Genomic DNA, 23844 nt, shown 5'->3' on the forward strand with positions numbered 1-23844 from the left:
GAACGGGCCGGGACGCGGCATGTCGTCCCGGCCCGTTGCCATGCGCTCCGCTCCCCCTCCGCTACTGCCCCTCCGCTACTCCCCCTCCGCCCGGACCACCTGCATCTCCTCGGCGAAGTGGCAGGCGGAGTCATGGGCCGCGGGCCCGGGCGTGCCCCGGAACACGGCCGGGACCGCCAGGGCCGGGACCTCCACGACACACCGCTCCTGCGCCTTCCAGCAGCGGGTGCGGAAGCGGCAGCCGGAGGGGATGTTCGTCGGGGACGGCACGTCCCCGGTGAGGATGATCCGCTCGCGGTGTTCCCGGGCCTCGGGGTCCGGGACCGGGACCGCGGAGAGCAGCGCCTGGGTGTAGGGATGGGTGGGGTGGTCGTAGATCTCGGGCTCCCGGCCGATCTCCACGATCCGCCCGAGGTACATCACACCCACCCGGTCGGAGATGTGCCGGACGATGGACAGGTCGTGCGCGATGAAGACGTACGACAGCTCGAACTCCGACTGCAGCCGGTCCAGCAGGTTGATCACCTGGGCCTGGATCGAGACGTCCAGCGCGGACACCGGCTCGTCGGCGACGATCACCTCCGGGCGCAGCGCCAGCCCGCGGGCGATGCCGATGCGCTGGCGCTGGCCGCCGGAGAACTGGTGCGGATAGCGGTTGACGTACTCCGGGTTGAGGCCGACCACGTCCAATAGTTCCTGGACCCTGCGGCGGCGGTCGCCCTTGGGCGCGACCTCGGGGTGGATCTCGTACGGCTCCCCGATGATGTCGCCGACCGTCATCCGGGGGTTGAGGGAGGTGTACGGGTCCTGGAAGACCATCTGGATGTTGCGGCGTACCGCCTTCAGCGCCCGGCCGGACAGCCGGGTGATGTCCTCGCCCTTGAACTTGATGGAGCCGGCCGTCGGGCGCTCCAGGTTGCAGAGCATCTTGGCGACCGTCGACTTGCCGCAGCCCGACTCGCCGACGATGCCCAGGGTTTCGCCCTTGCCGAGCGTGAAGTCGACGCCGTCGACGGCCTTCACCGCGCCGATCTGCTTCTTGAAGAGGATGCCCCGGGTCAGCGGATAGTGCTTGACGAGCCCGGTCACTTCGAGGATCGGCTCAGCCATGGAGGCACTCCCTCCAGAAGTGGCAGGCGCTGCCGCGCACGTCGGAGACCTCGTACAGCGGGGGTTCGTCGGTGCGGCAGACGTCCTGGGCCATCGGGCAGCGCGGGTGGAAGGAGCAGCCGGGCGGGATGTCCATCAGGTTCGGCGGCAGGCCCTTGATGGCGTACAGCTCCTGTCCCTTCTGGTCCAGGCGCGGGATGGAGTCCAGCAGGCCGCGGGTGTAGGGGTGGGCGGGCGTCTTGTAGAGGTCACGGACGGGCGCGGACTCGACGATCTTCCCGGCGTACATCACGGCGATCCGGTCGGCGACGTCGGCGACGACCCCCAGATCGTGGGTGATGAGGATGAGCCCCATGTGGAACTCACGCTGCAGTTCCGCGAGCAGGTCCATGACCTGGGCCTGCACGGTGACGTCCAGAGCGGTGGTGGGCTCGTCGGCGATGATGAGCGCCGGCTCCAGGGCCAGCGCCATGGCGATCATGATGCGCTGGCGCATACCGCCGGAGAACTGGTGGGGATAGTCCCGCACGCGCTGGGCGGCGGCCGGGATCCGCACCCGTTCCATCAGCTCGACGGCCCTGGCCCGCGCGTCCTTCGCCGACATCCCCCGGTGCACGACGAACATCTCTCCCAGCTGGTCCCCCACGGAGATGACGGGGTTGAGGGCCGACAGGGCGTCCTGGAAGATCATGGCCATCCCGGCGCCCCGGATCTTGCGCCGTTCCTCTTCCCTCAGCTTCAGCAGATCCTGCCCCTGGAACAGAATCCGTCCGCCGGTGATCCTGCCCGGGGGCATGTCGAGGATCCCCATCACGGCCTGCGCGGTGACGGACTTGCCCGACCCGGACTCCCCCAGCACGGCCAGCGTCTCCCCCGCGTCGACCTCGTAACTCACCCCGTTGACGGCATGCGCGACCCCGTCCCGCGTCCGGAACTCCACCTGCAGATCCCGCACTTCGAGCAGCACGCCCCCGTCACCTCGCCCTCGGATCAAAAGCACCGCGCACCCGCATCCACGGCCCACCGGAAGCAGAACGCCGATCGGCACCGCGACCGCACGCCACCGCGCACTCCCCCCACACACCTCGCGCCTCCCACCGCACGCCGTCATCACCTCAGCTTCGGATCGAGGGCGTCGCGGACCGCGTCGCCGAGCATGATGAAGGCGAGCACCGTGACGGCCAGGGCGCCCGAGGGCCACAGCAGGGCGTGGGGGGCGTTGCGGACGTAGGGGGACGCGGCGGAGATGTCGATGCCCCAGGAGACGCTGGGCGGTTTGAGGCCCACGCCGAGGTACGACAGGGTCGCCTCCAGTGCGATGTACGTGCCCAGCGCGATGGTCGCCACCACGATCACCGGGGCCACTGCGTTCGGGGCGATGTGGCGCAGCAGGATGCGGGAGTCGGAGGCGCCGAGGGCGCGGGCGGCCTGGACGTAGTCGTTCTGTTTGGCGGTGATGACCGAGCCGCGCGCGATCCGGGAGATCTGCGGCCAGCCGAGCAGCACCATGAACCCGATGACCGGCCAGACGGTGTTGCTCGTCACCACCGACAGCAGGACCAGACCGCCGAGGACCACCGGGATCGCGAAGAAGATGTCGGTGACGCGGGACAGGATCGAGTCCCAGATGCCGCCGAAATAGCCCGCCAGGGCCCCCAGCACCGACCCGACGGCGGCCACCCCGAGCGTCGCCAGCACGCCGACCGTGACGGACGTACGGGCGCCGTACACGGTGCGCGTGTAGACGTTGCAGCCCTGGCCGTCGTAGCCGAAGGGCGCACCCGGGCCCGGGCCGTCCTGGGCCTTGGCGAGGTCGCACTTGAGGGGGCTGCCGGAGGCGATCGCCGAGGGCCACAGCGAGATGAGGACCAGGAAGACGATGACCAGTCCGGAGACGAGGAACACCGGGTTGCGGCGCAGGTCCCGCCACGCGTCCGACCAGAGGGAGCGGGGCCGGCCCGCCGGGCCCGTGCCCTGCGGTCCCCCGGGGGTGCGCTCCAGGGTCGCCGCCTCGCTCGCGCCCAGGTCCATCGCCCCGCCCATGCCGGTCCCGGCGATCGCCCCCTCGTGCTCGTGCGGCTGCTCAGGCATAGCGGATCCTCGGGTCGAGTACGGCGTACAGGAGGTCGACGAGGAGGTTGGCGACGAGGAAGACGAGGACGAGGACGGTCACGAAGCCGACGACCGTCTGGGTGTTCTGGCGCAGGATGCCCTGGTAGAGCTGGAAGCCCACGCCGTGGATGTTGAAGATCCGCTCGGTGACGATCGCACCGCCCATCAGCGCCCCGATGTCGGCGCCGATGAACGTGACCACGGGGATCAGGGAGTTGCGCAGCAGGTGCCGGACGATCACGCGGTGCCGGGGCAGGCCCTTGGCGACGGCCGTACGGACGTAGTCGGACCGCTTGTTCTCCGCGATGGAGGTGCGGGTCAGCCGGGTGACGTAGGCGAGGGAGACGGAGGCGAGGACCAGGCCGGGCACGATCAGCTCGTCGAAACTGCCGTAGCGGACGGACGGGCTGATCCACTGCCACTTGATGCCGAGCAGCAGCTGGAGCAGCAGACCGGTGACGAAGGTGGGCACGGAGATCACCACCAGGGTCCCCAGCAGCACCCCGGTGTCGATGGGCCGGCCGCGCCTGAGGCCCGTCAGCACGCCCAGCGTCACGCCGATGACGATCTCGAAGAGGATGGCGACGATCGTGAGCCGGATGGTGACGGGGAACGCCGATCCCATCAGCTCGGTCACCTTCTGGCCGTTGAAGGCGGTGCCGAAGTCGCCGGTGAAGAGGTTGCCCATGTAGGTCGCGTACTGCTGCCAGAGCGGCTTGTCCAAGCCGAACTCCCGGCGCAGCTGGGCGGCCGTCGCGGGGTCGCAGGACCGCTCGCCGCACAGGCCCGCGATGGGGTCGCCCATCACGTTCACCATGAGGAAGATCAGCAACGTCGACCCGATGAACACCGGGATCATCTGCAGCAGCCGCCGTGCCACATAGCGCGCCATGTCGCTCAGCCCACCTTGATCTCGTTGTAGACCGGCACGCTGAACGGATTGAGCGCCACATGGGAGAGCCGGGCGGAGTAGCCGGCGCTGCCGTTCTGGTACCAGAGCGGGACGGCCGCCATGTTGTCGCGGACGACCTCCTCGGCCTGCTGGAAGAGCCGGACGGCGGCGCCCCTGCCGGTCTCGGCGTTGGCCCGGTCGACGAGCCGGTCGAACTGCTCGTCGGACCACTTGCCGTCGTTGGAGGAGGCGCCCGTGTAGTACAGCGGCTGGAGGAAGTTCTGGATCAACGGGTAGTCCATCTGCCAGCCGGCCCGGAAGGGACCGGACATCTTGTGCTGGGTCATCTGGTTGCGGAAGTCGGCGAAGGTGCCGATCGGGTTGCCGACGCAGGCCTGGTCGTTGTCGAGCGCGTTGTTGATCGAGTTGCACACGGCGTCCACCCACTGCTTGTGGGAGCCCGTGTCCGCGTTGTAGGTGATCTTCAGCCGGCCGCCGGGGATGCCGCCGCCCTCCTGGATCAGCTTCTTGGCCTGGGCGGGGTCGTAGTCGCAGGCGTGGCCGCACAGTCCGGCCCGGTAGCCGCCGGCCGCGCCGAGGACCGGCGAGGTCCAGTCGGTGGCCGGGGTGCGGGTGCCCCGGAAGATGGTCTCGGTGATCTGCTTGCGGTTGATCGCCATGGACAGGCCCGTGCGGACCTTCCGCGCCCCCGGGGTGTTCCACTTCGGGTCGTAGTACGGGAAGGCCAGGGTCTGCAGGATGCCGGCCGGGGTGTTGATGTAGCGGCCGTTCAGGTCGGTGTCGACGTTCTTGAGCTGGGTGGCGGGCACGTCGTCGACCAGGTCGAGGTTGCCGGCCAGGACATCGGTGTAGGCGGTGTTGCTGTCGGTGTAGACCAGCAGGGTCACGCCGGCGTTCTGCGCCGGGTCGGGGCCGTGGTAGGCGTCCCACTTCTTCAGGGTCATGGCCGAGCCCTTGGTGTACGACTCGATCCGGTAGGGCCCGTCGCCGATCGGCTTGCTCACCCAGGCCGCGTGGTCGGTGAAGAAGGCGCGCGGGAGCGGTGCGTAGGCGGCGTAGCCGAGGGTGTCGGGGAAGCTGGAGAACTTCTGGCCCAGCCGGACGGTGAAAGTGTGGTCGTCGACCACCTTCAGCCCCGACAGGGTGTCGGCGGTCTGCGGGCCGCTGTCGGGGTGGACCTTGTCGTAGCCCTCGATGTAGCCGAAGAAGTACGCGTTCTTCTGGTTGTTCCTCAGACTGGCCCCGTAGTTCCAGGCGTCCACGAAGGAGCGGGCGGTGACCGGTTCCCCGTTGCTGAACTTCCAGCCGGTCTTGAGGGTGACGGTGAAGTTCCGCGAGTCCGGGGTGTCGATCCGCTGGGCGAGCATGTTCTGGGCCTTGCCGGTCCGCGGGTCGTACTTCTTCAGGCCCCGGAAGATCATGTCGAGGACCTTGCCGCCCTGTACCTCGTTGGTGTTGGCCGGCTCCAGCGGGTTCTGCGGGTCGCCCCAGGAGGAGGTCAGCACCCCGGCGCCGCCGAAGCCGCCGCTGCCCCCGCAGGCGGAGGCCAGCAGCCCCGCGGCGATCACACAGGCGGCCCCTCGGGCGGGCGTGCGTCCCCGCATGGCTGCCTCCTCCGCGATCGCAGATCCGATACCGGTCAATATCGACTCATGCGCCGCGTATCGCATGCCCGCCGCCGGATTGAGGGGCCTTTAGAGGGACACGTCATACGAATGCAGGCGGCCGGAGGGGGTGAACGCGAGGAGCCGGGGGAAGGCCTCTCAGACGATCTTCTGCGCACCGCGCAACAGATCTCCGCGTAACGATGCCGAAACGTTGGATTGCGACGTGCCGATGTACGCATTTCGGCACACCACCGTCCGCATATCGAACTCATTGCCCGATTGATCCGGTAAGTCCAATGTGAAGCACGGATTGATTACGGCGCGCTACCCGCGTAGCTACGGAATGGTCAAGGCAGAGTAAAGAAGGTAAATAGGCAACCAAGGGCGTCGAGAATTTATTGACCTTGAATGAATTGCGTTGAAAAAGTCCGGCGTAGCCCGTAGGGGAGCGCCCTGCGGAGTCATCAGACCCTCCCTTGGGCCAGGAGCACCATGACCCCCCCAACTCCATCCGCGGCCGCCCCGCTCGAGGTGACCGACGAGGCCGCCCAGAAGTCGACCACTTCCGGCGGTGCGCAGGGCAGCGAAGGCCGCTCCCCGGGACGACTCGCGTGGAAGCGCTTCAAGCGTGACAAGACGGGCGTTATTTCCGCCTATGTCGTGATCTTCTTCTTCGTGATCGCGATCGCTGCGCCGCTCATCGCGAAGCTGTACGGCAAGAACCCGTACACCACGTACGCGAGCCAGGACCCGAGCCTGCTCGACGCCTTCTCGTACCCCGCAGGCCCCAACGGCGGCATGAGCCCGGACTTCTGGTTCGGCATCGAGCCGCAGCTCGGCCGGGACGTCTTCACGTTCCTGCTCTACGGCATCCGGACCTCGCTGGGCATCGCCCTGGCCACCACGGTCCTCACCGTGACGCTCGGTGTCGTCGTCGGCATCACGGCCGGCTACCTGGGCGGCAAGACCGACTACATCGTCAGCCGGATCATCGACATCCTGCTGTCGTTCCCGTCCACGCTGTTCTTCATCGCGTTCATGCCGGTCGTCTACGCGATCTTCGTCGCCCCCGACGACAACATCCCGACCTGGCTGCGCGCCACCGCCCTGATCGTGGTGCTGACCGCGTTCGGCTGGTCCACCATCGCGCGTCTGCTGCGCGGTCAGGTACTCGCCCTGCGCGAGCGCGAGTTCGTGGAGGCGGCCAAGGTCACGGGCGCTTCCCCGATGCGCATCGTGTTCAAGGAGCTCCTGCCGAACCTGTGGACGCCGATCATCATCCAGTCCACGCTGCTGCTCCCGACCATGGTGACCACCGAGGCCGGGCTCTCCTTCCTCGGCGTCGGCATGATCGACCCGACCCCCGACTGGGGCGTGATGATCGCCCGAGGCGCCTCCTTCTACTCCCAGGACATCACCTTCATGCTCTTCCCGGGCATCTCGATGGTGATCTTCGTGGTTGCGTTCAACCTGCTCGGCGACTCCGTGCGCGACGCGCTCGACCCCAAGTCCAAGCGCTAGCACCCCTCTTTCCACCCGGTCCGGCTCGATGGCGTCCGGCTGGCTCCCACCGTCCGAATCGACCCCTCTAGGCAGGCTCAGCATGTCCTTTTCTCGCAGAAACTTCCTGATCGCCACCGGTGTGGCCGCGGCCTCCACGACTGTGCTGAGCGCCTGCAGCAGCGGCAAGAGCTCCACCGGCAAGGGCATCCCGTCGGTCGCCAACGCCAAGACCCTGAACATCCCGGTCGGCACCAAGGCCGACTCGACGGGCCCGGCCCCCGAGACCCCGGGCGCGGTCAAGGGCGGGACGATCTACTCGCTCGACCAGTTCGACATGGACCACCTGGACCCGGCGCAGATCTACGTCGCGACCGAGCAGGCCATCACCCGCCCGATCCTGCGCGGCCTGACCGGTTACAAGGTCGACGACAAGGGCGGCTGCACGCTCGTCGGTGACTGCGCCACCGACGCCGGCACCATGAAGGACGGCGGCAAGACCTGGTCGTTCACGATCAAGGACGGCATCAAGTGGGAGGACGGTTCCGACCTCTCCATGGACGATGTCCAGCACACCTTCGAGCGCCTCTTCGCCTCCTTCGTGACCGAGGGTCCGCGCTACGTCCAGAACTGGCTGATCGGCGGCGACAAGTACAAGGGCCCGTACGACGGCAAGCACCTCGACTCGCTGGAGATCTCCGGCAAGACGGTCACCTTCCACCTGACCGAGCCGCGCGCCGACTTCAACTACACGCTGGCGATGGCGGGTTACAGCTTCGTCAACAAGAAGAACGACACCAAGGAGAAGTACGACAAGCGCCCCTTCGCGCTCGGCCCGTACAAGATCGGCAGCCGTGACATCGGCAAGTCGCTGACCTACGTGCGCAACGAGCACTGGGACCCGAAGACGGACTCGATCCGCAACGCCTACCCGGACCAGTACGTCTTCCAGTTCGGCTTCGAGCTGGTCGCCTCCACCGACCGCTACATCGCGGACCGGGGCAACGACCAGTACACCATGTCGATCTTCAACGAGGTCGCGCCCGAGCGCGTCGCGCAGGTCATGACCAACGCCGCGCTCAAGAAGCGCGTGCTCACCCAGCTCGACACGGTCACCTACTACTGGCCGATCAACACGACCCGGATCAAGGACGTCAAGGTCCGCCAGGCCATCAACTACGCCTGGCCGCACCAGCAGATCCAGACCATCAACGGCGGCCCGGCCGCCAACGTGATCGCCAGCACCATCATGAGCCCGGTCACCCCCGGCTACCAGAAGTTCGACCTCTACGAGGCCACCACGAAGCCCGGTGGCGACCCGGACAAGGCCAAGGCCCTGCTGAAGGAGGCCGGCAAGCTCGGCCAGAAGCTGGTCATCGCCTACCAGCAGTCGGACACCTCGGTGAAGATGGCCGTCGCCATCAAGAACGCGCTGGAGGCGGCCGGCTTCCAGGTGGTCAACAAGCAGGTCGACAAGACCACCTTCTACACGCAGATCGGCAAGGTCAACAACGGCTTCGACCTGTTCGCGGCCGGCTGGAGCCCGGACTGGCCGAACGGCTACTCCGACTTCTACCCGTGCTTCAGCGGCAAGAACATCGGCGACGGCCGCAGCAACTACGCCCAGCTGAACGACCCGAGCGTGAACAAGGCGATCGACGCGGCCGCCGCGCTCAGCGACGTCACCGCCGCCAACAAGGCCTGGGGCGCCATCGACCGCCAGATCATGGAGCTGGCGGCGTGTGTCCCGGACTACAACAAGATCCGCAACTGGATGTACGGCTCCAAGGTCGGCAACGTCGTGTACGACGCCGGCAACACCTGCGTCGCGCTCTGCAAGCTGTACGCGATGAAGTAAGCGCGCCAGACCCTCGGGGGGCGGCCATGACCCGGCCGCCCCCTCCGGCCCACCCCCCTAGCCCCGGCGACGGCGCCCCGTCCGGAAAGTCACGCCCCCATGCTCCGCTTCCTTGTCCGTCGAGTTCTCGGCGCGCTGGTCATTCTCCTGATCATCAGCGCCGTCACCTTCTGGCTCTTCTACGCCGTTCCGCGTGACCCTGCCATCATGTCGTGCGGCAGGAACTGCACGCCCGACATGCTCAAGCAGGTCCGGCACAACCTGGGCACCGACCACCCGATCCCGGTCCAGTACTGGTACTGGCTCAAGGGCATCTTCGTCGGACGCAGCTACGGCGACTTCGGCAACTGCAACGCCCCCTGCCTCGGCTACTCGTTCGCCAACCGCCAGCCCGTCCTCGGCACGATCCTGGACCGGCTCCCGCTGACCCTGTCGCTCGCCTTCGGCTCCGCCGTGGTCTTCCTGATCATCGGTGTCGGCTCCGGCATGATCGCGGCGGTCAAGCAGGGCAAGTGGCAGGACAAGGTGGCCAGCTCGGGCTCGCTGATCGCCTCCTCGCTGCAGATCTACTTCGTCGGCTACATCGCGATGTACTTCCTCGTCGCGAAGGCGAACGTCCTCGACAACCCGTCGTACACCTCCCTCACCGACGACCCCGTCGCGTGGGCCTCCGGACTCCTGCTGCCCTGGCTGGTGCTGTCGCTGATCTGGACCGCCAACTACACCCGTATGACGCGTTCCCAGCTGGCCGAGACGCTCACCGAGGACTACGTGCGCACGGCACGCGCCAAGGGCCTGTCCCGCCGCACGGTCTTCTTCCGGTTCGCCTGGCGCGGCGCGATGGGTCCGATCGTCACCATCTTCGGCATCGACCTCGCCCAGCTGGTCGGTGGCGCGATCATCACCGAGTCCGTCTTCAGCCTCCAGGGCGTCGGCCGGCTCGCGGTGGACGCCGTGAACAAGAGCGACCTTCCGATGGTGCTCGGCGTCACGCTGCTCGCGGCCAGCGCGATCGTGGTCTTCAACATCGTCGTGGACGCCGTCTACGCCCTCATCGACCCGCGGATCCGGCTCGCCTGACCTCCGCCCACCCCCTACCCCTCGCATCACCCCCAGGAGCGTCACCGTGACGAGCACCGATCAGCAGCCGTTCCTCTCCATCCGGGATCTGAAAGTCCACTTCTCCACCGAGGACGGCATCGTCAAGGCAGTCGACGGACTCAGCTTCGACCTGGCCAAGGGTCAGACGCTCGGCATCGTCGGCGAATCCGGCTCCGGCAAGTCGGTCACCAACCTGACGATCCTGGGCCTCCACGACCGTGCGCACACGGCGATCGAGGGCGAGATCCTCCTCGACGGCAAGGAGCTGCTCACCGCCTCCGAGAAGGAGCTGGAGCGGCTGCGCGGCAACAAGATGTCCATGATCTTCCAGGATGCGCTGGCCTCGCTGTCGCCGTACCACACCATCGGCGCACAGATCGGCGAGACCTACCGCAAGCACACGGGCTGCTCCAAGTCCGAGGCGCGCAAGCGCGCGATCGAGATGCTGCGCCGGGTCGGCATTCCCCAGCCGGACATGCGGGTCGACGACTACCCGCACCAGTTCTCGGGCGGTATGCGCCAGCGCGCGATGATCGCCATGGCGCTGGTCTGCGACCCGGAGCTGCTGATCGCCGACGAGCCGACGACGGCCCTCGACGTGACGGTCCAGGCCCAGATCATGGACCTCCTGAAGGACCTCCAGCAGGAGTTCGGCACCGCGATCATCTTCATCACCCACGACCTCGGTGTCATCGCCGACATCGCGGACGACGTACTCGTGATGTACGGCGGCCGGTGCGTGGAGCGCGGCACCAAGAAGCAGGTGCTCAGCACCCCGGACCACCCCTACACCCTGGGCCTGCTGAACTCGATGCCGAGCCTGGACGGGCCGGTGGACGTACCGCTGACGCCGATCCCCGGTTCGCCGCCCTCGCTGCTCAACCCGCCGTCGGGCTGCCGTTTCCACCCGCGCTGCACCTTCGCCGAGAAGGTCGCCGACGGGCTCTGCTCGACGGAGCGCCCGCTGCTGGAGGTGGCCGAGGGCCGCGGCTCCGCCTGCCACCTCACCTCGGGACAGAAGCAGGACCTCTTCGCCGACTTCGCCGCAACCCGGCACAACTGACGGAAACCAGACGGGACTTCACGACCATGAGCAACACGAACCCCCTCCTGGACGTCTCCGGCCTCACGAAGCACTTCCCGATCAAGGGCGGCTTCCCCATCCGCCGTACGGTCGGCGCGGTGCAGGCCGTCGACGGCCTGGACTTCCAGGTGGCCGAGGGCGAGAGCCTGGGCCTCGTCGGTGAGTCGGGCTGCGGCAAGTCGACCACGGGCCGCCTGATCACCCGCCTGCTGGAGCCGACCGGCGGCAAGATCACCTACCGCGGCCAGGACATCACGCACGCGGGCCGCAAGGATCTGGCGCCGATCCGCTCCGAGATCCAGATGATCTTCCAGGACCCGTACGCCTCGCTGAACCCGCGCCAGACGGTCGGCAAGATCATCTCGGGCCCGATGGAGATCAACGACATCAACCCGGAGGGCGGCCGCGAGAAGCGGGTCCGCGAACTCCTGGAGATCGTCGGCCTGAACCCGGAGCACTACAACCGCTTCCCGCACGAGTTCTCCGGCGGCCAGCGCCAACGCATCGGCGTGGCCCGCGCCCTGGCCCTGGAACCGAAGCTCATCGTCGCCGACGAACCGGTCTCGGCCCTGGACGTCTCGATCCAGGCGCAGGTCGTGAACCTGCTCCAGAAGGTCCAGAAGGAACTGGGCATCGCGTTCGTCTTCATCGCCCACGACCTCGCGATCGTCCGTCACTTCTCGCAGCGCGTGGCCGTGATGTACCTCGGCAAGATCGTCGAGATCGCCGACCGCGAGGACCTGTACGGCAACCCGCGCCACCCCTACACCCGGGCCCTGCTCTCCGCCGTGCCCGAGGCGACGGTGGACGCGGAGCCGCGCGAGCGCATCCGCCTGGCCGGCGACGTCCCGTCCCCCATCAACCCGCCCTCCGGCTGCCGCTTCCGCACCCGCTGCTGGAAGGCGACGGAGAAGTGCGCGACGGAGGCCCCGCCGCTGGTCCAGGTGGAGGGCAACAAGCCCGGCCACCTGACGGCGTGCCACTACCCGGAGACGGCGGACACGGTCCCGGCCCCCCGTGCCTCCAAGGACCCTCTCTCCAAGGACCCCGAGGCGGCGGCCTGACACACCCCTTTTCCGTCAGCCGCCCCTTGCGGAAGGGACTGTCACCGGCCCATTGACCCGAGCCCCTGATCGTCCGCTTCCAGGGACGAAGGCCCGCGTCTTCCCGGACGCGGGCCTTCGGCACACCCAAGGGACCGGGCTGCTCACTCCGTGCCGAACAACCCCGCCGCGTCTGTGGCGTGTACGGCGCGCTGGGCCCAGACCTCCAGTTGATCCAGGTCCGTGCAGGCGGTGACTCGCTCACGGGCCCCGTCGGTCACCGGGATGCCGCGCCACTCCAGGATGCGCAGGATCATCTCCCTGCGACCCTCGATACGGCCCTCGGCTCTGCCCTCTTCCCTGGCTTGTTCCCTGCCTTGTTCCCTGCCTTCCGCGCGCACCTGCTCCGCCAGGGGGTGTCGCCAGAAGTACTGGATCGCCATCCTCGTCACTCGGCGTCGAACAGCGCCGCAGCGCTCGTGGCGTGTACGGCGCGCTGGGCCCACACCTCCAGCTGGGCCAGGTCAGTGCAGGCGCTCACTCGCTCGCGGACAGAGTCGGGCACCGGGACAGCGCGCCATTCCAGGACGCGGAGCACCATCTCGGCCTTGGCCTCGGCCCGGCCTTGCTCCCGTCCCTCTTCGCGGCCTTCTTCGCGGCCTTCCTCCCGCACCTGCTCTGCCAGCGGGTGCCGCCAGAAGTACTGGATTGCCGTCATCAAATCCCTCCACATCTGCTTCGCCTGGGGATCGGCCAGGCAGGAGTCGACAAACTGCACGAAGACCGCGGCAGTCTCTGAGTCAATGGTCCGCAGGGCGGCTGCCAGCGATTCCAGTATGGCGTCGGCCTGCGGTCCACGCCCGTGTGTCATGGCCGAGAGCACCGCAAGAGGTACGTCCCGTTCGGCCTGCCGCTCGTCCGAGATCACCGGCACGTTGTCCGGACCCAGCACCAGCGGCCGTACCGTCATCGAGTCCCAGCCCGGGAAGCCGAACCGGATCGGCTTCGATGCCCACTGCGCCGTCCTGCTGCTCTGGGTGATGACGATGAGCACGGGCTCGCAGCGGTACTTCTCGTGCAGGTAGGACAGGTAGTAGGGCCAGCTGCCCCGCTTGCGCTCGTCCACCTTCCCCTGCGACTCCACGACCAGCAGGTACGTGCCCTTGTCCGTCTCCGCCCGCAGCAGGGTGTCCACCCGGCGCTCGACCGGTTCGATCTCGGTGAGGTCCACGTTCAGCGCGGCGATCTCCCGAGGCTCGGGGAACGGCACGTGCAGCACCTTCTGTAACGCCTTCGTCAGCAGCGTCGGATCCTTCTGAAAGATCCGATGCAACGCCTCATGCGACGAGCCGACCATCAGCTCTCCTTTCCATCGCGGTGATCAACGAGCTACGCCGCCGCAAGTTCGCACCACACGTACTTCCCCCGGTCCCCGAACCGGGCCGTAGGCTGCCACCCCCAGTACTCCGCACACGCCTTCACCAGCCCCAGCCCCCGCCCGTCCTCCAACTCCGCCACCTGCTCCAGCGGACGCAGCGGATCCGGCGGAGCGGGATCGGTGTCCCACGCCCCGATCCACACCGTGCCCTCCGGGGTACGACGCACCCTCAACGCCGCCGGCCCCTTCGTATGCCGCACGGCATTGGACACCAGCTCAGCCGCCAGCAACTCCGCCGTGTCCACGATCCCGATCAACCCATGCAGGGTCAGGATCAGACGCAGAGTGCGACGGCACACCGTCACGGCTCTGAGGTCGTTGGGGACGTAGAGCGTGTAGTCCCAGGCTTCGTTTTCGGGCATGCGTCATCAACTCCAGTACAGAGAGAGGGATTTGGCACGCGGTGGCCTTGCCGCAGCCGTCACGGCAGGACAGCGCGGTGCGCTTCCGCTGCGTGTGCATTGCATCACCGACGGTAAGGCTTACTGTTAATGCATCGCAAGCTGGTCGCGTAATCTGACGCCCGAACGAGTCGAGTTCACGGACGTGTTGAGAGGATCCGCCGATGGCATTGAGGGACGAGCCGACGGCACGTCAGATGCGCCTGGCGACAGAGTTGCGCAGGCTCCGTGACGCGGCAGGCCTCAGCGCACGGGAGGCGGCGAGACTACTCGGAGTGAGCCCTCCCCACATCAGCCAGATCGAGGCCGGCTACACGGGTGTGAGCGAGAACCGGCTACGTCGCCTCGCCGCCAACTACGCCTGCTCTGACCCCGAACTCATCGAGGCCCTGGTGGCCATGGCCACGGACCGCACGCGAGGCTGGTGGGAGGAGTACCGGGGCCGCCTGTCTACACCGTTCCTGGACCTGTCCGAGCTGGAGCACCACGCCAGCTACCGGTGGGACGTGGACTTCCTGCACGTCCCAGGTCTTCTCCAGACCGAGGATTACGCCCGAGGACTCTTCTCGTACGTAAACCCGGATCACCCCCAAAGCGAGCTGGAGCTGTGGGCCGAACACCGGATGCGGCGCAAGGTCGTCATCCAGCGTGCCGACCCGATTCCGTACGAGGCCCTGGTCCACGAAGCGGCGCTGCGCATCAGAGTCCGCGACCGTGCCGCGGCGCGGGCTCAACTCGCCCATGTACTGGAACTCTCCGAACGCGACCACATCACCGTGCGCGTCATCCCCTTCGACCTGGACGACTTCGGCGGAGCCGGAAGCGCCATGGTGTACGCGGGTGGTCCGGTGCCCAAGCTGGACACAGTGGTTCGCGACGGCCCCCACAGGACTGGATTCATCGACGCCGAAGCACAACTCAACCGCTTCCGCGCACTCTTCCGTAGGCTGGAAGCGGTGTCGCTCGAACCCGGACGTTCACGCGACTTCATCCACGGACTGGCGAAGGAACTGTGAGGCACTCATGGCCATCCGCGACCACTGGCGCAAGTCGTCCTATTCCGGCGGCGGTGAGGGCAATGCCTGCGTGGAGGTCTCCATCCGCCCCGCCAACATAGCAGTCCGCGACTCCAAGGCCCCGGCAAGAGCCACCCTCACCTTCCCCCCCAGCACCTTCACCCCCTTCATCAACACTCTGAAGCAGCACCGGAGTTGAGAGACGCTCAAGAAGTGCACCGGAACCTGACACACCGTTCAACATCGTGTGTCAGACTGCCGCGGTGGTAGATCATTCGTTCACCGATCTCGCGCTCGCCGCGCTCTATGACCACCTCAACCCCTGGGGACCGGGTGACGACTTCTACCTCGGTCTGGTGCGGGAGGCCCGCTCGGTGCTGGACATCGGCTGCGGCACCGGGCGGCTGTTGCGGCGGGCCCGGGCCGAGGGGCACCAGGGCCGGCTGATGGGTCTGGATCCGGCCCCGGCCATGCTCGTACAGGCGCGGCGGGCCCGGCCGGACGTCGAGTGGGTGCTCGGTGACACCCGAGTGCGGCGCTGGGACGGGGAGTTCGACCTCGTCGTCATGACCGGGCACGCGTTCCAGGAACTGGTCGGCGACGAGGAGATCCGGTCGTGTCTGCGCGCGGTCCGTGCGGCCCTCGGCGCCGACGGACGGTTCGTCTTCGAGAGCCGCAATCCGGCCGCCCGTGCCTGGGAGCGCTGGACACCCGAGCGGATCTACGAGATCACCGCCGATGACGGCACTCCGGTACGGGTGTGGCACGAGGTCCAACAGCCGCTCATCGGGGGCCGGGTGCGCTTCACGGAGACCTACGCCGGCGCCCCCTGGCCGACCCCACGGGTCTGCCACAGCGTCCTGCGCTTCCTGGATCCGGACTCCCTCACGGCCTTCCTGGCCGAGGCCGGGCTGGCCGTCGTCGAACAGTACGGGGACTGGGGCCGGAACCCGCTCACCCCCGCCAGCCCCGAGATCATCACCGTGGCCCGACGAGCCCAGCCGGGTTCTGCCCGGCGGATCATGTGACCACTAGGCTGCTGCGACAATGGAACGCTTAACCGACGTACCCGAGAGTCTCGCCCGGCCTGCGGATCCGGCCCGGGCGAACGACTACGACCGCTTCGCCGAGGCGTACTCGGCGGAGACCGAGAACAACCTCGTGAGCCGACGCTGGCCGAGATACGGCGCGTGCTCAGGCCCGGCGGCCGGCTGATCGCGTCGGTGGACCACCCTGTCGTGGCCTACACGATCGAGGATCCTCGGCCCGACTACTTCGCGACCACCAGCTATACCTTCGACTGGACGTTCAACGGGCAGTCCTTCCCTATGCGGTTCTGGCGCAGGCCGTTGCACGCGATGACCGATGCCTTCACCACCGCCGGCTTCCGCCTTGCCGTCATCAGCGAGCCGCGGCCCGACCCGGCCGCCCGTGAACTGTTTCCCGACGGCTTCCACGACCTTTCGACCAAGCCCAACTTCCTGTTCTTCGTCGTCGAGGTACCGCCGTCGGCTGCCGGGTGGTGAGAGCACCCCGCTACGGGGGCTCACCGCGGGGACGATCCGCATAGGCTCGTCAGGGAATTGACGGCAGTCGGTGGAGAAACCGGGGAGCCATGTCCACGAACAGCGCCGCTCTGACCATCGCGACCATCGCCGAACGCTTCCTCACCGCCTTCCAGGCCCGGGACTGGGAGGCGCTGCGGGGTCTGCTGGCTGACGACATCGCCTGGAGCATGCCGGGAACGGGCACGATCTCCGGCACCGTCCACGGCGCCGAAGCGGTCGTGGACCGGGCTCGGCACATCGCGAGCAGGGGACTGCACACCGAGCTGCTGCATGTACTCGTCGGCGCGCACGGCGCCGCCCTCTCGCTCCACAACACGGCAACCGCCCCTGACGGCCGTCGGCTCGACGAGTACCTCGCGACCGTGCTGACCACGCACCACGGACGTATCACCGCCATCGACAGCTATCTCTCGGACGTCGACGGCATGAGTTCCTTCTTCACCGCGCCCTGAGGTCAAGCCCGGATTGATCTCAGGGCGCCGGAGTCTCGGGTTCTAAGATCGAACCATGCACATTCGTCCAGTAGATCCCAGGGATATGGCCTGGGAGCAGGACCGTGCCGTCTACCGCGTCTACTTCTGGGACACGGCCAGTAATCAGTCGCACGAATACCAAGTGTCAGAGGCCGATGTCGACGAAGTGCTGGACTGGACACGGCGCGAAGCGGAGTCGCAGGGATGGACGTACACGGTCTATGCGCAGGTCAGTGACGAGGGACGGCCGGGGCTCGTGCGGCTCTGTGGTGTGATGGGTGATCCGTTTGCCGCGTGAGGCGAACAGCTCAGGGCCATACGCCTAGTCCGTCCCCTCCTCCTCCAGCGCCGCCAGCGCCGGATCCAGCACGATGTCCTCGTCCCGCGCCTCGGTCGTCGGCTCCTCCGGGAAGTGGCAGGCCGTCAGATGGCCCTCGTGGTTGCCGGAGAGCTGGATCAGCGGTGGTTCCTCGGTCGCGCACGTGTCCTGGGCCTTCCAGCAGCGCGTACGGAAGCGGCAGCCGGAGGGCGGGGAGATCGGGGACGGGACGTCGCCGGCCAGGCGGATGCGCTCGCGGCCGCCCGTGTCCTCGTCCGTGAGGTTCACCTCGGGGACCGCGGACAGCAGGGCGTGGGTGTACGGGTGGCGCGGCCGGGTGTAGATGGATTCGCGGTCGCCCACCTCGATGATCTTGCCGAGGTACATCACGGCCACCCGCTGCGAGAAGTGGCGGACGATCGCGAGGTCGTGGGCGATGAAGACGAACGCGATGCCCAGTTCCTTCTGGACCTTCTGGAGGAGGTTGACCACCTGGGCCTGGATCGAGACGTCCAGGGCCGAGACCGGTTCGTCCGCCACGATCAGCTTCGGTTCCAGGGCCAACGCCCTTGCCACGCCGATGCGTTGGCGCTGGCCGCCGGAGAACTCGTGCGGGAAGCGGTTGTAGTGCTCCGGGTTCAGGCCGACGATCTCCAGGAGTTCGCGGACTCGCTTCTCCCTCCCGCCCTCCGGCTGGATCCCGTTGATCTCCATCGGGCCGGAGATGATCTTGCCGACCGTCTGGCGCGGGTTCAGCGACGAGTACGGGTCCTGGAAGATCATCTGGATCTCGGAGCGGATCGGTGCCAGTTGCTTGCGGTTCGCGTGGCTGATGTCCTGGCCGCGGTAGGTGATCGACCCGGACGTCGGCTCCAGCAGACGCGTGATCAGCCGGCCCGTGGTCGACTTGCCGCAGCCCGACTCGCCGACCAGGCCGAAGCTTTCCCCGGCGTGCACGGTCAGGTCGATGCCGTCCACGGCCTGCACCGCGCCGATCGTCCGGCGGATCGGGAAGCCGCCCTTGACGGGGAAGTGCTTGGTCAGACCCGAGACCCGCAACAGCGGCTCCCCGTCCGCGCCGCTGCTCTTCCCTCGCGGGGCCGTGAGGACGTTCTCCTCTGTCATGACACTGTCCTCCTAGCCCAGCCGGGGCTTGATCTCTTCGATGAAGACGGTCCGCTTCTGGTCCTCCGTGAGATGGCACGCGGAGGCCCGGTCCGGCGCCAGCAGTGGGCGCTCGCGCACACAGCGGCCCGTGCCCTCGACCCGGTCCTGGAAGGTGCAGCGGGGATGGAAGCGGCAGCCGGAGGGCGGGGTGAGCAGCGAGGGCGGGGTGCCGGGGATCGGGGACAGCCGGCCGCCCAGGTCGGAGTCCAGGCGCGGCATCGAGTTCAGCAGGCCCCAGGTGTACGGATGCCGGGGCGAGCGCAGCACCTCGTCGGTCGTGCCCCGCTCCACCGCGCCGCCCGCGTACATCACCATGATGTCGTCGGCCATGTCGGCGATCACCCCCAGGTCGTGGGTGATGAAGATGATGCCGGATCCGAACTCCTGTTGCAGGTCCTTGAGCAGATCGAGAATCTGGGCTTGGACCGTGACGTCGAGGGCCGTCGTCGGCTCGTCGGCGATGAGCAGGTCGGGGTCGCAGACCAGCGCCATGGCGATCATCGCGCGCTGGCGCATTCCGCCGGAGAACTGGTGCGGATAGTCCTTCGCCCGCTCCTTGGGGTTCGGGATGCCGACCTTGCCGAGCATGTCCACGGCGCGATGCCAGGCCTCCTTCTTGGCGGCGCCGGTGTGCTTCATGTACGGCTCGGCGATCTGGCGGCCCACCGTGTAGTACGGGGAGAGCGCGGTGAGCGGGTCCTGGAAGATCATGGCGACCTTGTTGCCGCGCAGCTTCTCCAGTTCGGACTCGCGGGCCGTGGTCAACTCCCGGCCGTCCAGGAGGATTTCGCCCTCGACCGTGGTGAACATGGGGTTGTGCAGGCCGAGGATGGTCAGGTTGGTCACCGACTTGCCCGAGCCGGACTCGCCCACGATGCCGAGCGTCCTGCCGCGTTCGAGGTCGAAGGAGAGCCCGTCCACGGCCCGTACGACGCCGTCCTCCGTCTTGAAGCTGACGTGCAGGTCCCGCACGGAGAGCAGGGGGCCGGAGCCGGCCGGGTCCGGGGTTCCGGCTTCCTTGGTCAGAGTGGTCACGACAGTCTCACAGTCTCCTCATGCGGCCTAGGACAGCCGCACGCGCGGGTCGATGAAGGCGTACGCGGCGTCGACGATGATGTTGAACAGCAGGATCATGCTGGCGGAGAAGAGCATCACGCCGAGCAGCAGCGGCAGGTCGCTGAAGAAGACGGACTGGACGGCGAGGTTGCCGAGACCGGGCAGGCCGAAGGTGTACTCGGTGATGATGGCGCCGCCGAACAGCGAGCCGAGGTCGATGCCGAAGATGGTGACGATCGGGATGAGCGAGCCGCGCCAGGCGTAGCGGAAGAAGACGTAGGCCCGGGACATGCCCTTGGCGCGGGCGGTGCGGACGTGTTCCTCCTGGAGCTGTTCGATCATCGAGGAGCGCGCCATACGGGTGTACTGCGCGGCGAAGATCGTGGACAGCACCACCCAGGGGATGATCAGCCCGGCGAACCAGGAGAGGGGGTCGTGGGTGAACTCGTTGTAGGCGGGCTTGTCGAACCAGTGGGTCTGGTAGACGAGGATCGCCAGGGCCAGCGGGCCGAGGAAGTAGATCTGCAGCGAGCTGATGACCATGGCGCCGGCGGTGGCCGTCTTGTCGATCAGCGTGCCGCGCCGCCAGGCGGCGAGCAGCCCGGTGCCGAGGCCGACGAGCAGGAAGCACAGGGCCGCGCCCAGGGTGAGGGAGACGGTGGTGGGCAGCCGGTCCATCAGGGTGGCCCAGACCTGCTCGTTGGTGTGGTACGAGTAGCCGAAGCAGGGGGCGGGGCACGGTCCCTGGGCGAACTGGCTGCTGCCCACGACGAGGTTGTGCAGGAAGATCCAGTACTGCTCGGTGATGGGTTTGTCCAGGCCGAGCACATGGTGGATGTTCGCGATGCTGTCCGGGTTGCAGGTCTTGCCGCACATCAGCAGCGCCGGATCCCGGGGCACCCCGAAGAACAGCACGAACGTGACCATGCTCAGCAGGAAGAGAATGACGACGGCACCGATGAACCGGCGCACGAGGAAGCGCAGCATGACAGGGCAGCTCTCAGACGTCGGCGGCCCGGGCGGTACCCGGCGCGCTCCTTCCGCTGTGGCGGGGGCGCGCCGGGTGCCGGACGGGGACGGTTACTTGATGAAGAGGCGGCGCGGGTCGACGCCGCCGATCACGTCGTCGTAGACGAGGCCGCCGACCTTGGAACCGGCGATCTGGCTCTGCTTGTAGTACGCGGTCGGGACGACGTTGACGCTGTCCTTCACGATGTACTCGTCGAGCTTCTCCCACTCGGCCGCCGCCTTGACCGGGTCGGTGATCTTGGTGATCCGGTCGATCTCGCTGTTGATCTTCGGGTCGTTGACCTGGGAGTAGTTCTGCGCGCCGTCGGCGATCACCCGGCCGTCGTACAGCGGCGGGATCACGGTCAGGGAGGACGGCCAGTCGGCACCCCACGCGGTGTGGAAGATGTCGTAGTTGTTGTTGAGCTTGGAGACCTGGTCGTAGTAGGTCTCGGCCGGGATCTCCTGGCGCTGGACGTTGAAGCCGGCCTTCTGCAGGCCCGCTGCCATGGCGGTGGAGTACTGCTGGCCCTCGGGGGTGTTGATGTAGCCGAAGGTCAGCTTCATGCCCAGCTTGCCGGCCTTCTGCAGCAGCGCCTTGGCCTTGGCCGGGTCACCGGCGGGGTTCTTCTTCTTGCCCCACGGGTCGAAGGAGGGGTCGTAGCCGGAGACGGTCGGGGAGATCAGGCCGCCCGCGACCTCCATCGCGTCGGTGCCGCCGTAGGCGCGCACGAACGGGGTGATCGGCAGGGCGTAGGCGATGGCCTCGCGGACCGTCTTGTCCTTCATGGCCGGGTGGCTCATGTTGATGTTCATCTGGCCGACGTAGGGCTGGTAGCCGGAGACCGTGCGGGACTTCATCTTCGGGTCCTTGAGGACCTGGGACAGGTTGCCCGCGTCGACCTGGTTGTTGAAGCTCAGGCCGGCCTGGTCGGCGCCGCTGTCGGCGAGCAGGGCCTTGGTGGAGGTCTCGAACTGCTGGTTGAACGTGATGTTGAACTGGTCCACGTACTGGTGCCGGATCGGGTCCGTCTTCGGGTCCCAGTTGGTGTTCTTGACGAGCACCATCGACTTGCCGGACTTGAACGACTGGATCTTGTACGGGCCGGACACCACCGGATTCTTGTCGTACTTCTCCTTGGTGTCGCCCTTCTCCGAGACCGCCGAGTAGCCGGCCATGGCCAGCGCGTAGGGCAGGTCCGGGTGCGGGGTCTTGAAGTGGAAGACGATCGTCTTCGCGTCCGGGGTCTGCAGGACGGAGTCGGGCAGGTGCTTGCCCTTGTACGGCCCGTCCGGCAGCAGCTTGCGGTAGGCGGCGCCGGAGGTGTCCGCGAGCCACTGCTGGATGTAGGTGGGACCCTGGTTGATGAACGGCGCGAAGAGCCGCTCGAAGGTGTGGCGTATGTCCTGGGACGTGATCGGCGTGCCGTCCGCGAACTTGATGCCGTCCTTGAGCGTGTACTTCCAGGTCTTGCCGCCGTCGGTGGTGGTGCCGGAGTCGGTGGCGAGGTCGCCGACCACCTCGTGCTGGTGGCCGTCGTCGCTCGTGGCCTTGTAGCCGGTCAGGCCTCTGTGCAGCAGTTGTGCGACGGACATCATGTCGGAGACGTAGATCTGGCCCGGGTCGAGGTGTGCGTACGAGTCCCGCTGCAGCACCTCCATCGCGCCGCCGGACTTGGCGCCGGGCACGGGCGTCGCCGGGCCGTTGGAGTCGGCCGCGCCGCCGAACTTGATGGACGCCTGCTGCCGTTTGGCGTCCTGCTGGTCCTTCTTGCCGTTGCCGCCGCTGTCACTGCCGCCCTTGCTGCAGCCGGTGAGCACGAGTGCTCCGGCCGCGAGCACGGAGAGTGCGCCGTATGCGTGGCGTCCGCCCCTACTCATCACGAAGATTCCCACCCATCTGTGAAAGTGACGATCCGTGTGGTTGACGTGGTGCCGGGTCAGCGCGCGGTCTTGGGATCGAAGGCGTCTCTGACCGAGTCCCCGAGCAGGTTGAACGCGACGACGAAGATGATCATCGAGACGCCGGGGAAGAACATGTAGGTGATGTCGTTCTGCATCACCAGTTCGGTGGACGCCTTGGAGAACATCTGCCCCCAGTCCGGCGTCGGTTCGACGATGCCGACGCCCAGGAAGGACAGACCGGCCTCGGCCGTCACGAACCCGGGCAGCAGGTACGTCGCCTGCACCAGCAGCGGCGTGACGACGTTCGGCAGGATCTCCCTGCGGATGATCCGCCAGGACGAGGCACCGCTGACCCGGGCCGCTTCGATGAACTCCCGTTCCCGCAGGGCGAGTGCGGTGCCGCGCAGGATACGGCCGAGCCCCATCCAGCCCAGGAACCACTGGACGATGATCAGGGCCACCACCCGGACATAGGTGGGGGTCTCGTCGCGGGGGCTGACGAACAGGGAGACCACGACCGGCATGCTCGCGATGAAGAACAGCTGGGCCGGGAAGGCAAGCAGGAAGTCGATGACCCGGCCGATGAAGTAGTCGGTCCTGCCGCCGACATAGCCCGCGGTGACGCCGAGCAGGATGCCGGTCAGGACGACCGCGACGGTGACGGCGACCGAGATCATCAGCGAGGTGCGGATGCCGTAGATCAGCTTGGTGAAGACGTCGTAGCCGTTGCCGGGTTCGAGGCCGAACCAGAAGTCGCCGCCGATACCTCCGTTGGGCTGCACCGGCACACCGGCGCTGTCGAAGAGCTCCGGACGTTCGTCCGCGTACACCGTGTACGGGTTCTTTCCGTACAGCTTGGCGATCAGCGGGGCGAGCAGTCCGATCAGGAAGAAGAAGCCCACGACGTAGGCCGAGATCACGCCTGTGCGGTCGCGTTTGAAACGCAGCCACATCAGCTGGCCGGGGGACCGGCCCGCGAGCTTGACGGCCTCGCCTTGTGTCTCCGGCCCTGGTTCTCCGTCGACGTCGACCGAAGTCCCGCCACCCTCAATGTCGATAGGACTTGTCACGGTTCGTCCGTTTCAAGGTATGAGTGACTCCACGCGTTCACCAACAAGAAGAGGGTTTCTGCCTTCCCTCCGACACCCCTGACGGAGGGTCAGAC

The 23844-nt window shown here is 67.4% G+C and carries 22 protein-coding genes and 2 pseudogenes; 11 read left to right on the top strand and 13 right to left on the bottom strand.

The window, feature by feature from the left end:
• Positions 1-75 precede the first annotated feature (75 nt).
• The 5 genes from AB5L52_RS15960 to AB5L52_RS15980 all read right to left on the bottom strand — a co-directional run bounded on the left by AB5L52_RS15960 (position 76) and on the right by AB5L52_RS15980 (position 5739).
• Entirely contained in the window at positions 76-1110 is a 1035-nt protein-coding gene (locus tag AB5L52_RS15960) for a dipeptide ABC transporter ATP-binding protein (RefSeq protein ID WP_351033098.1), read from the bottom strand.
• Positions 1103-2077, bottom strand: coding sequence for an ABC transporter ATP-binding protein (locus AB5L52_RS15965; protein WP_351033096.1), 975 nt, complete (start codon positions 2075-2077; stop codon positions 1103-1105). Before AB5L52_RS15965 ends, AB5L52_RS15960 begins: the two co-directional genes overlap by 8 nt.
• Before the next feature lie 143 nt (positions 2078-2220).
• On the bottom strand, positions 2221-3201 hold the full coding sequence (locus AB5L52_RS15970) for an ABC transporter permease (protein ID WP_369364629.1): 981 nt from the start codon (positions 3199-3201) through the stop codon (positions 2221-2223).
• Positions 3194-4114 carry an ABC transporter permease gene (locus AB5L52_RS15975; RefSeq protein WP_351033092.1) on the bottom strand — a complete coding sequence of 307 codons (921 nt, stop codon included), beginning with the start codon at positions 4112-4114 and terminating at the stop codon, positions 3194-3196. Before AB5L52_RS15975 ends, AB5L52_RS15970 begins: the two co-directional genes overlap by 8 nt.
• Before the next feature lie 5 nt (positions 4115-4119).
• On the bottom strand, positions 4120-5739 hold the full coding sequence (locus AB5L52_RS15980; RefSeq protein ID WP_369364632.1) for an ABC transporter substrate-binding protein: 1620 nt from the start codon (positions 5737-5739) through the stop codon (positions 4120-4122).
• Positions 5740-6234: 495 nt separating this feature from the next.
• Between AB5L52_RS15980 and AB5L52_RS15985 the strand changes: the two genes are divergently transcribed.
• From AB5L52_RS15985 to AB5L52_RS16005, 5 genes are all read left to right on the top strand, one after another.
• A complete protein-coding gene (locus AB5L52_RS15985) occupies positions 6235-7263 on the top strand; it encodes an ABC transporter permease (RefSeq protein WP_369364633.1) in 1029 nt (342 codons plus the stop codon).
• 82 nt (positions 7264-7345) lie between these two features.
• Positions 7346-9100, top strand: coding sequence for an ABC transporter substrate-binding protein (locus AB5L52_RS15990; protein ID WP_351562051.1), 1755 nt, complete (start codon positions 7346-7348; stop codon positions 9098-9100).
• 99 nt (positions 9101-9199) lie between these two features.
• Positions 9200-10180 (top strand): ABC transporter permease, encoded by a 981-nt coding sequence (locus AB5L52_RS15995; RefSeq protein WP_351562048.1) that lies wholly within the window; start codon positions 9200-9202, stop codon positions 10178-10180.
• 46 nt (positions 10181-10226) lie between these two features.
• Entirely contained in the window at positions 10227-11264 is a 1038-nt protein-coding gene (locus AB5L52_RS16000; RefSeq protein WP_351562045.1) for an ABC transporter ATP-binding protein, read from the top strand.
• 26 nt (positions 11265-11290) lie between these two features.
• Complete coding sequence (locus AB5L52_RS16005; RefSeq protein ID WP_351562042.1) at positions 11291-12349, top strand: dipeptide ABC transporter ATP-binding protein; 1059 nt, start codon at positions 11291-11293, stop codon at positions 12347-12349.
• Between the two features lie 143 nt (positions 12350-12492).
• On the opposite strand, the pseudogene AB5L52_RS16010 reads toward AB5L52_RS16005, so the two are convergent.
• The 3 genes and pseudogenes from AB5L52_RS16010 to AB5L52_RS16020 all read right to left on the bottom strand — a co-directional run.
• Positions 12493-12768, bottom strand: a pseudogene (locus tag AB5L52_RS16010) (hypothetical protein); the annotation flags it as partial.
• A gap of 8 nt (positions 12769-12776) precedes the next feature.
• On the bottom strand, positions 12777-13685 hold the full coding sequence (locus tag AB5L52_RS16015) for a hypothetical protein (RefSeq protein WP_369364636.1): 909 nt from the start codon (positions 13683-13685) through the stop codon (positions 12777-12779).
• A gap of 32 nt (positions 13686-13717) precedes the next feature.
• Positions 13718-14128 carry an ATP-binding protein gene (locus AB5L52_RS16020; protein ID WP_369364637.1) on the bottom strand — a complete coding sequence of 137 codons (411 nt, stop codon included), beginning with the start codon at positions 14126-14128 and terminating at the stop codon, positions 13718-13720.
• 203 nt (positions 14129-14331) lie between these two features.
• Here AB5L52_RS16020 and AB5L52_RS16025 point away from each other — a divergent pair, with 203 nt between their 5' ends.
• The 6 genes and pseudogenes from AB5L52_RS16025 (at position 14332) to AB5L52_RS16050 (ending at position 17522) form a co-directional block, all read left to right on the top strand.
• On the top strand, positions 14332-15183 hold the full coding sequence (locus tag AB5L52_RS16025; protein ID WP_369364638.1) for a helix-turn-helix transcriptional regulator: 852 nt from the start codon (positions 14332-14334) through the stop codon (positions 15181-15183).
• Between the two features lie 7 nt (positions 15184-15190).
• Positions 15191-15382 carry a DUF397 domain-containing protein gene (locus tag AB5L52_RS16030; RefSeq protein WP_369364640.1) on the top strand — a complete coding sequence of 64 codons (192 nt, stop codon included), beginning with the start codon at positions 15191-15193 and terminating at the stop codon, positions 15380-15382.
• Positions 15383-15446: 64 nt separating this feature from the next.
• Positions 15447-16211: a trans-aconitate 2-methyltransferase gene (locus tag AB5L52_RS16035; RefSeq protein ID WP_369364643.1), complete on the top strand. Its 765-nt coding sequence runs from the start codon at positions 15447-15449 to the stop codon at positions 16209-16211.
• A gap of 19 nt (positions 16212-16230) precedes the next feature.
• A pseudogene (locus AB5L52_RS16040) lies at positions 16231-16709 on the top strand (hypothetical protein).
• 89 nt (positions 16710-16798) lie between these two features.
• Positions 16799-17203, top strand: a complete 405-nt coding sequence (locus AB5L52_RS16045) for a nuclear transport factor 2 family protein (RefSeq protein WP_369364646.1) — start codon at positions 16799-16801, stop codon at positions 17201-17203.
• A 55-nt stretch (positions 17204-17258) separates the two neighbouring features.
• Positions 17259-17522 (top strand): hypothetical protein, encoded by a 264-nt coding sequence (locus AB5L52_RS16050; RefSeq protein ID WP_369364648.1) that lies wholly within the window; start codon positions 17259-17261, stop codon positions 17520-17522.
• 24 nt (positions 17523-17546) lie between these two features.
• Here the strand turns inward: AB5L52_RS16050 and AB5L52_RS16055 are convergent, their stop codons facing one another.
• From AB5L52_RS16055 to AB5L52_RS16075, 5 genes are all read right to left on the bottom strand, one after another.
• A complete protein-coding gene (locus AB5L52_RS16055) occupies positions 17547-18668 on the bottom strand; it encodes an ABC transporter ATP-binding protein (RefSeq protein WP_369364650.1) in 1122 nt (373 codons plus the stop codon).
• A 12-nt stretch (positions 18669-18680) separates the two neighbouring features.
• Positions 18681-19745, bottom strand: a complete 1065-nt coding sequence (locus AB5L52_RS16060) for an ABC transporter ATP-binding protein (protein WP_369364652.1) — start codon at positions 19743-19745, stop codon at positions 18681-18683.
• A gap of 27 nt (positions 19746-19772) precedes the next feature.
• Complete coding sequence (locus AB5L52_RS16065) at positions 19773-20753, bottom strand: ABC transporter permease (protein ID WP_351021020.1); 981 nt, start codon at positions 20751-20753, stop codon at positions 19773-19775.
• 93 nt (positions 20754-20846) lie between these two features.
• Complete coding sequence (locus AB5L52_RS16070; protein ID WP_351021022.1) at positions 20847-22655, bottom strand: ABC transporter substrate-binding protein; 1809 nt, start codon at positions 22653-22655, stop codon at positions 20847-20849.
• A gap of 59 nt (positions 22656-22714) precedes the next feature.
• A complete protein-coding gene (locus AB5L52_RS16075; protein ID WP_351021024.1) occupies positions 22715-23749 on the bottom strand; it encodes an ABC transporter permease in 1035 nt (344 codons plus the stop codon).
• Between the last annotated feature and the right edge of the window lie 95 nt (positions 23750-23844).

Source organism: Streptomyces sp. CG4 (assembly GCF_041080655.1).
In the GTDB taxonomy this organism is placed as follows: Bacteria; Actinomycetota; Actinomycetes; order Streptomycetales; family Streptomycetaceae; genus Streptomyces.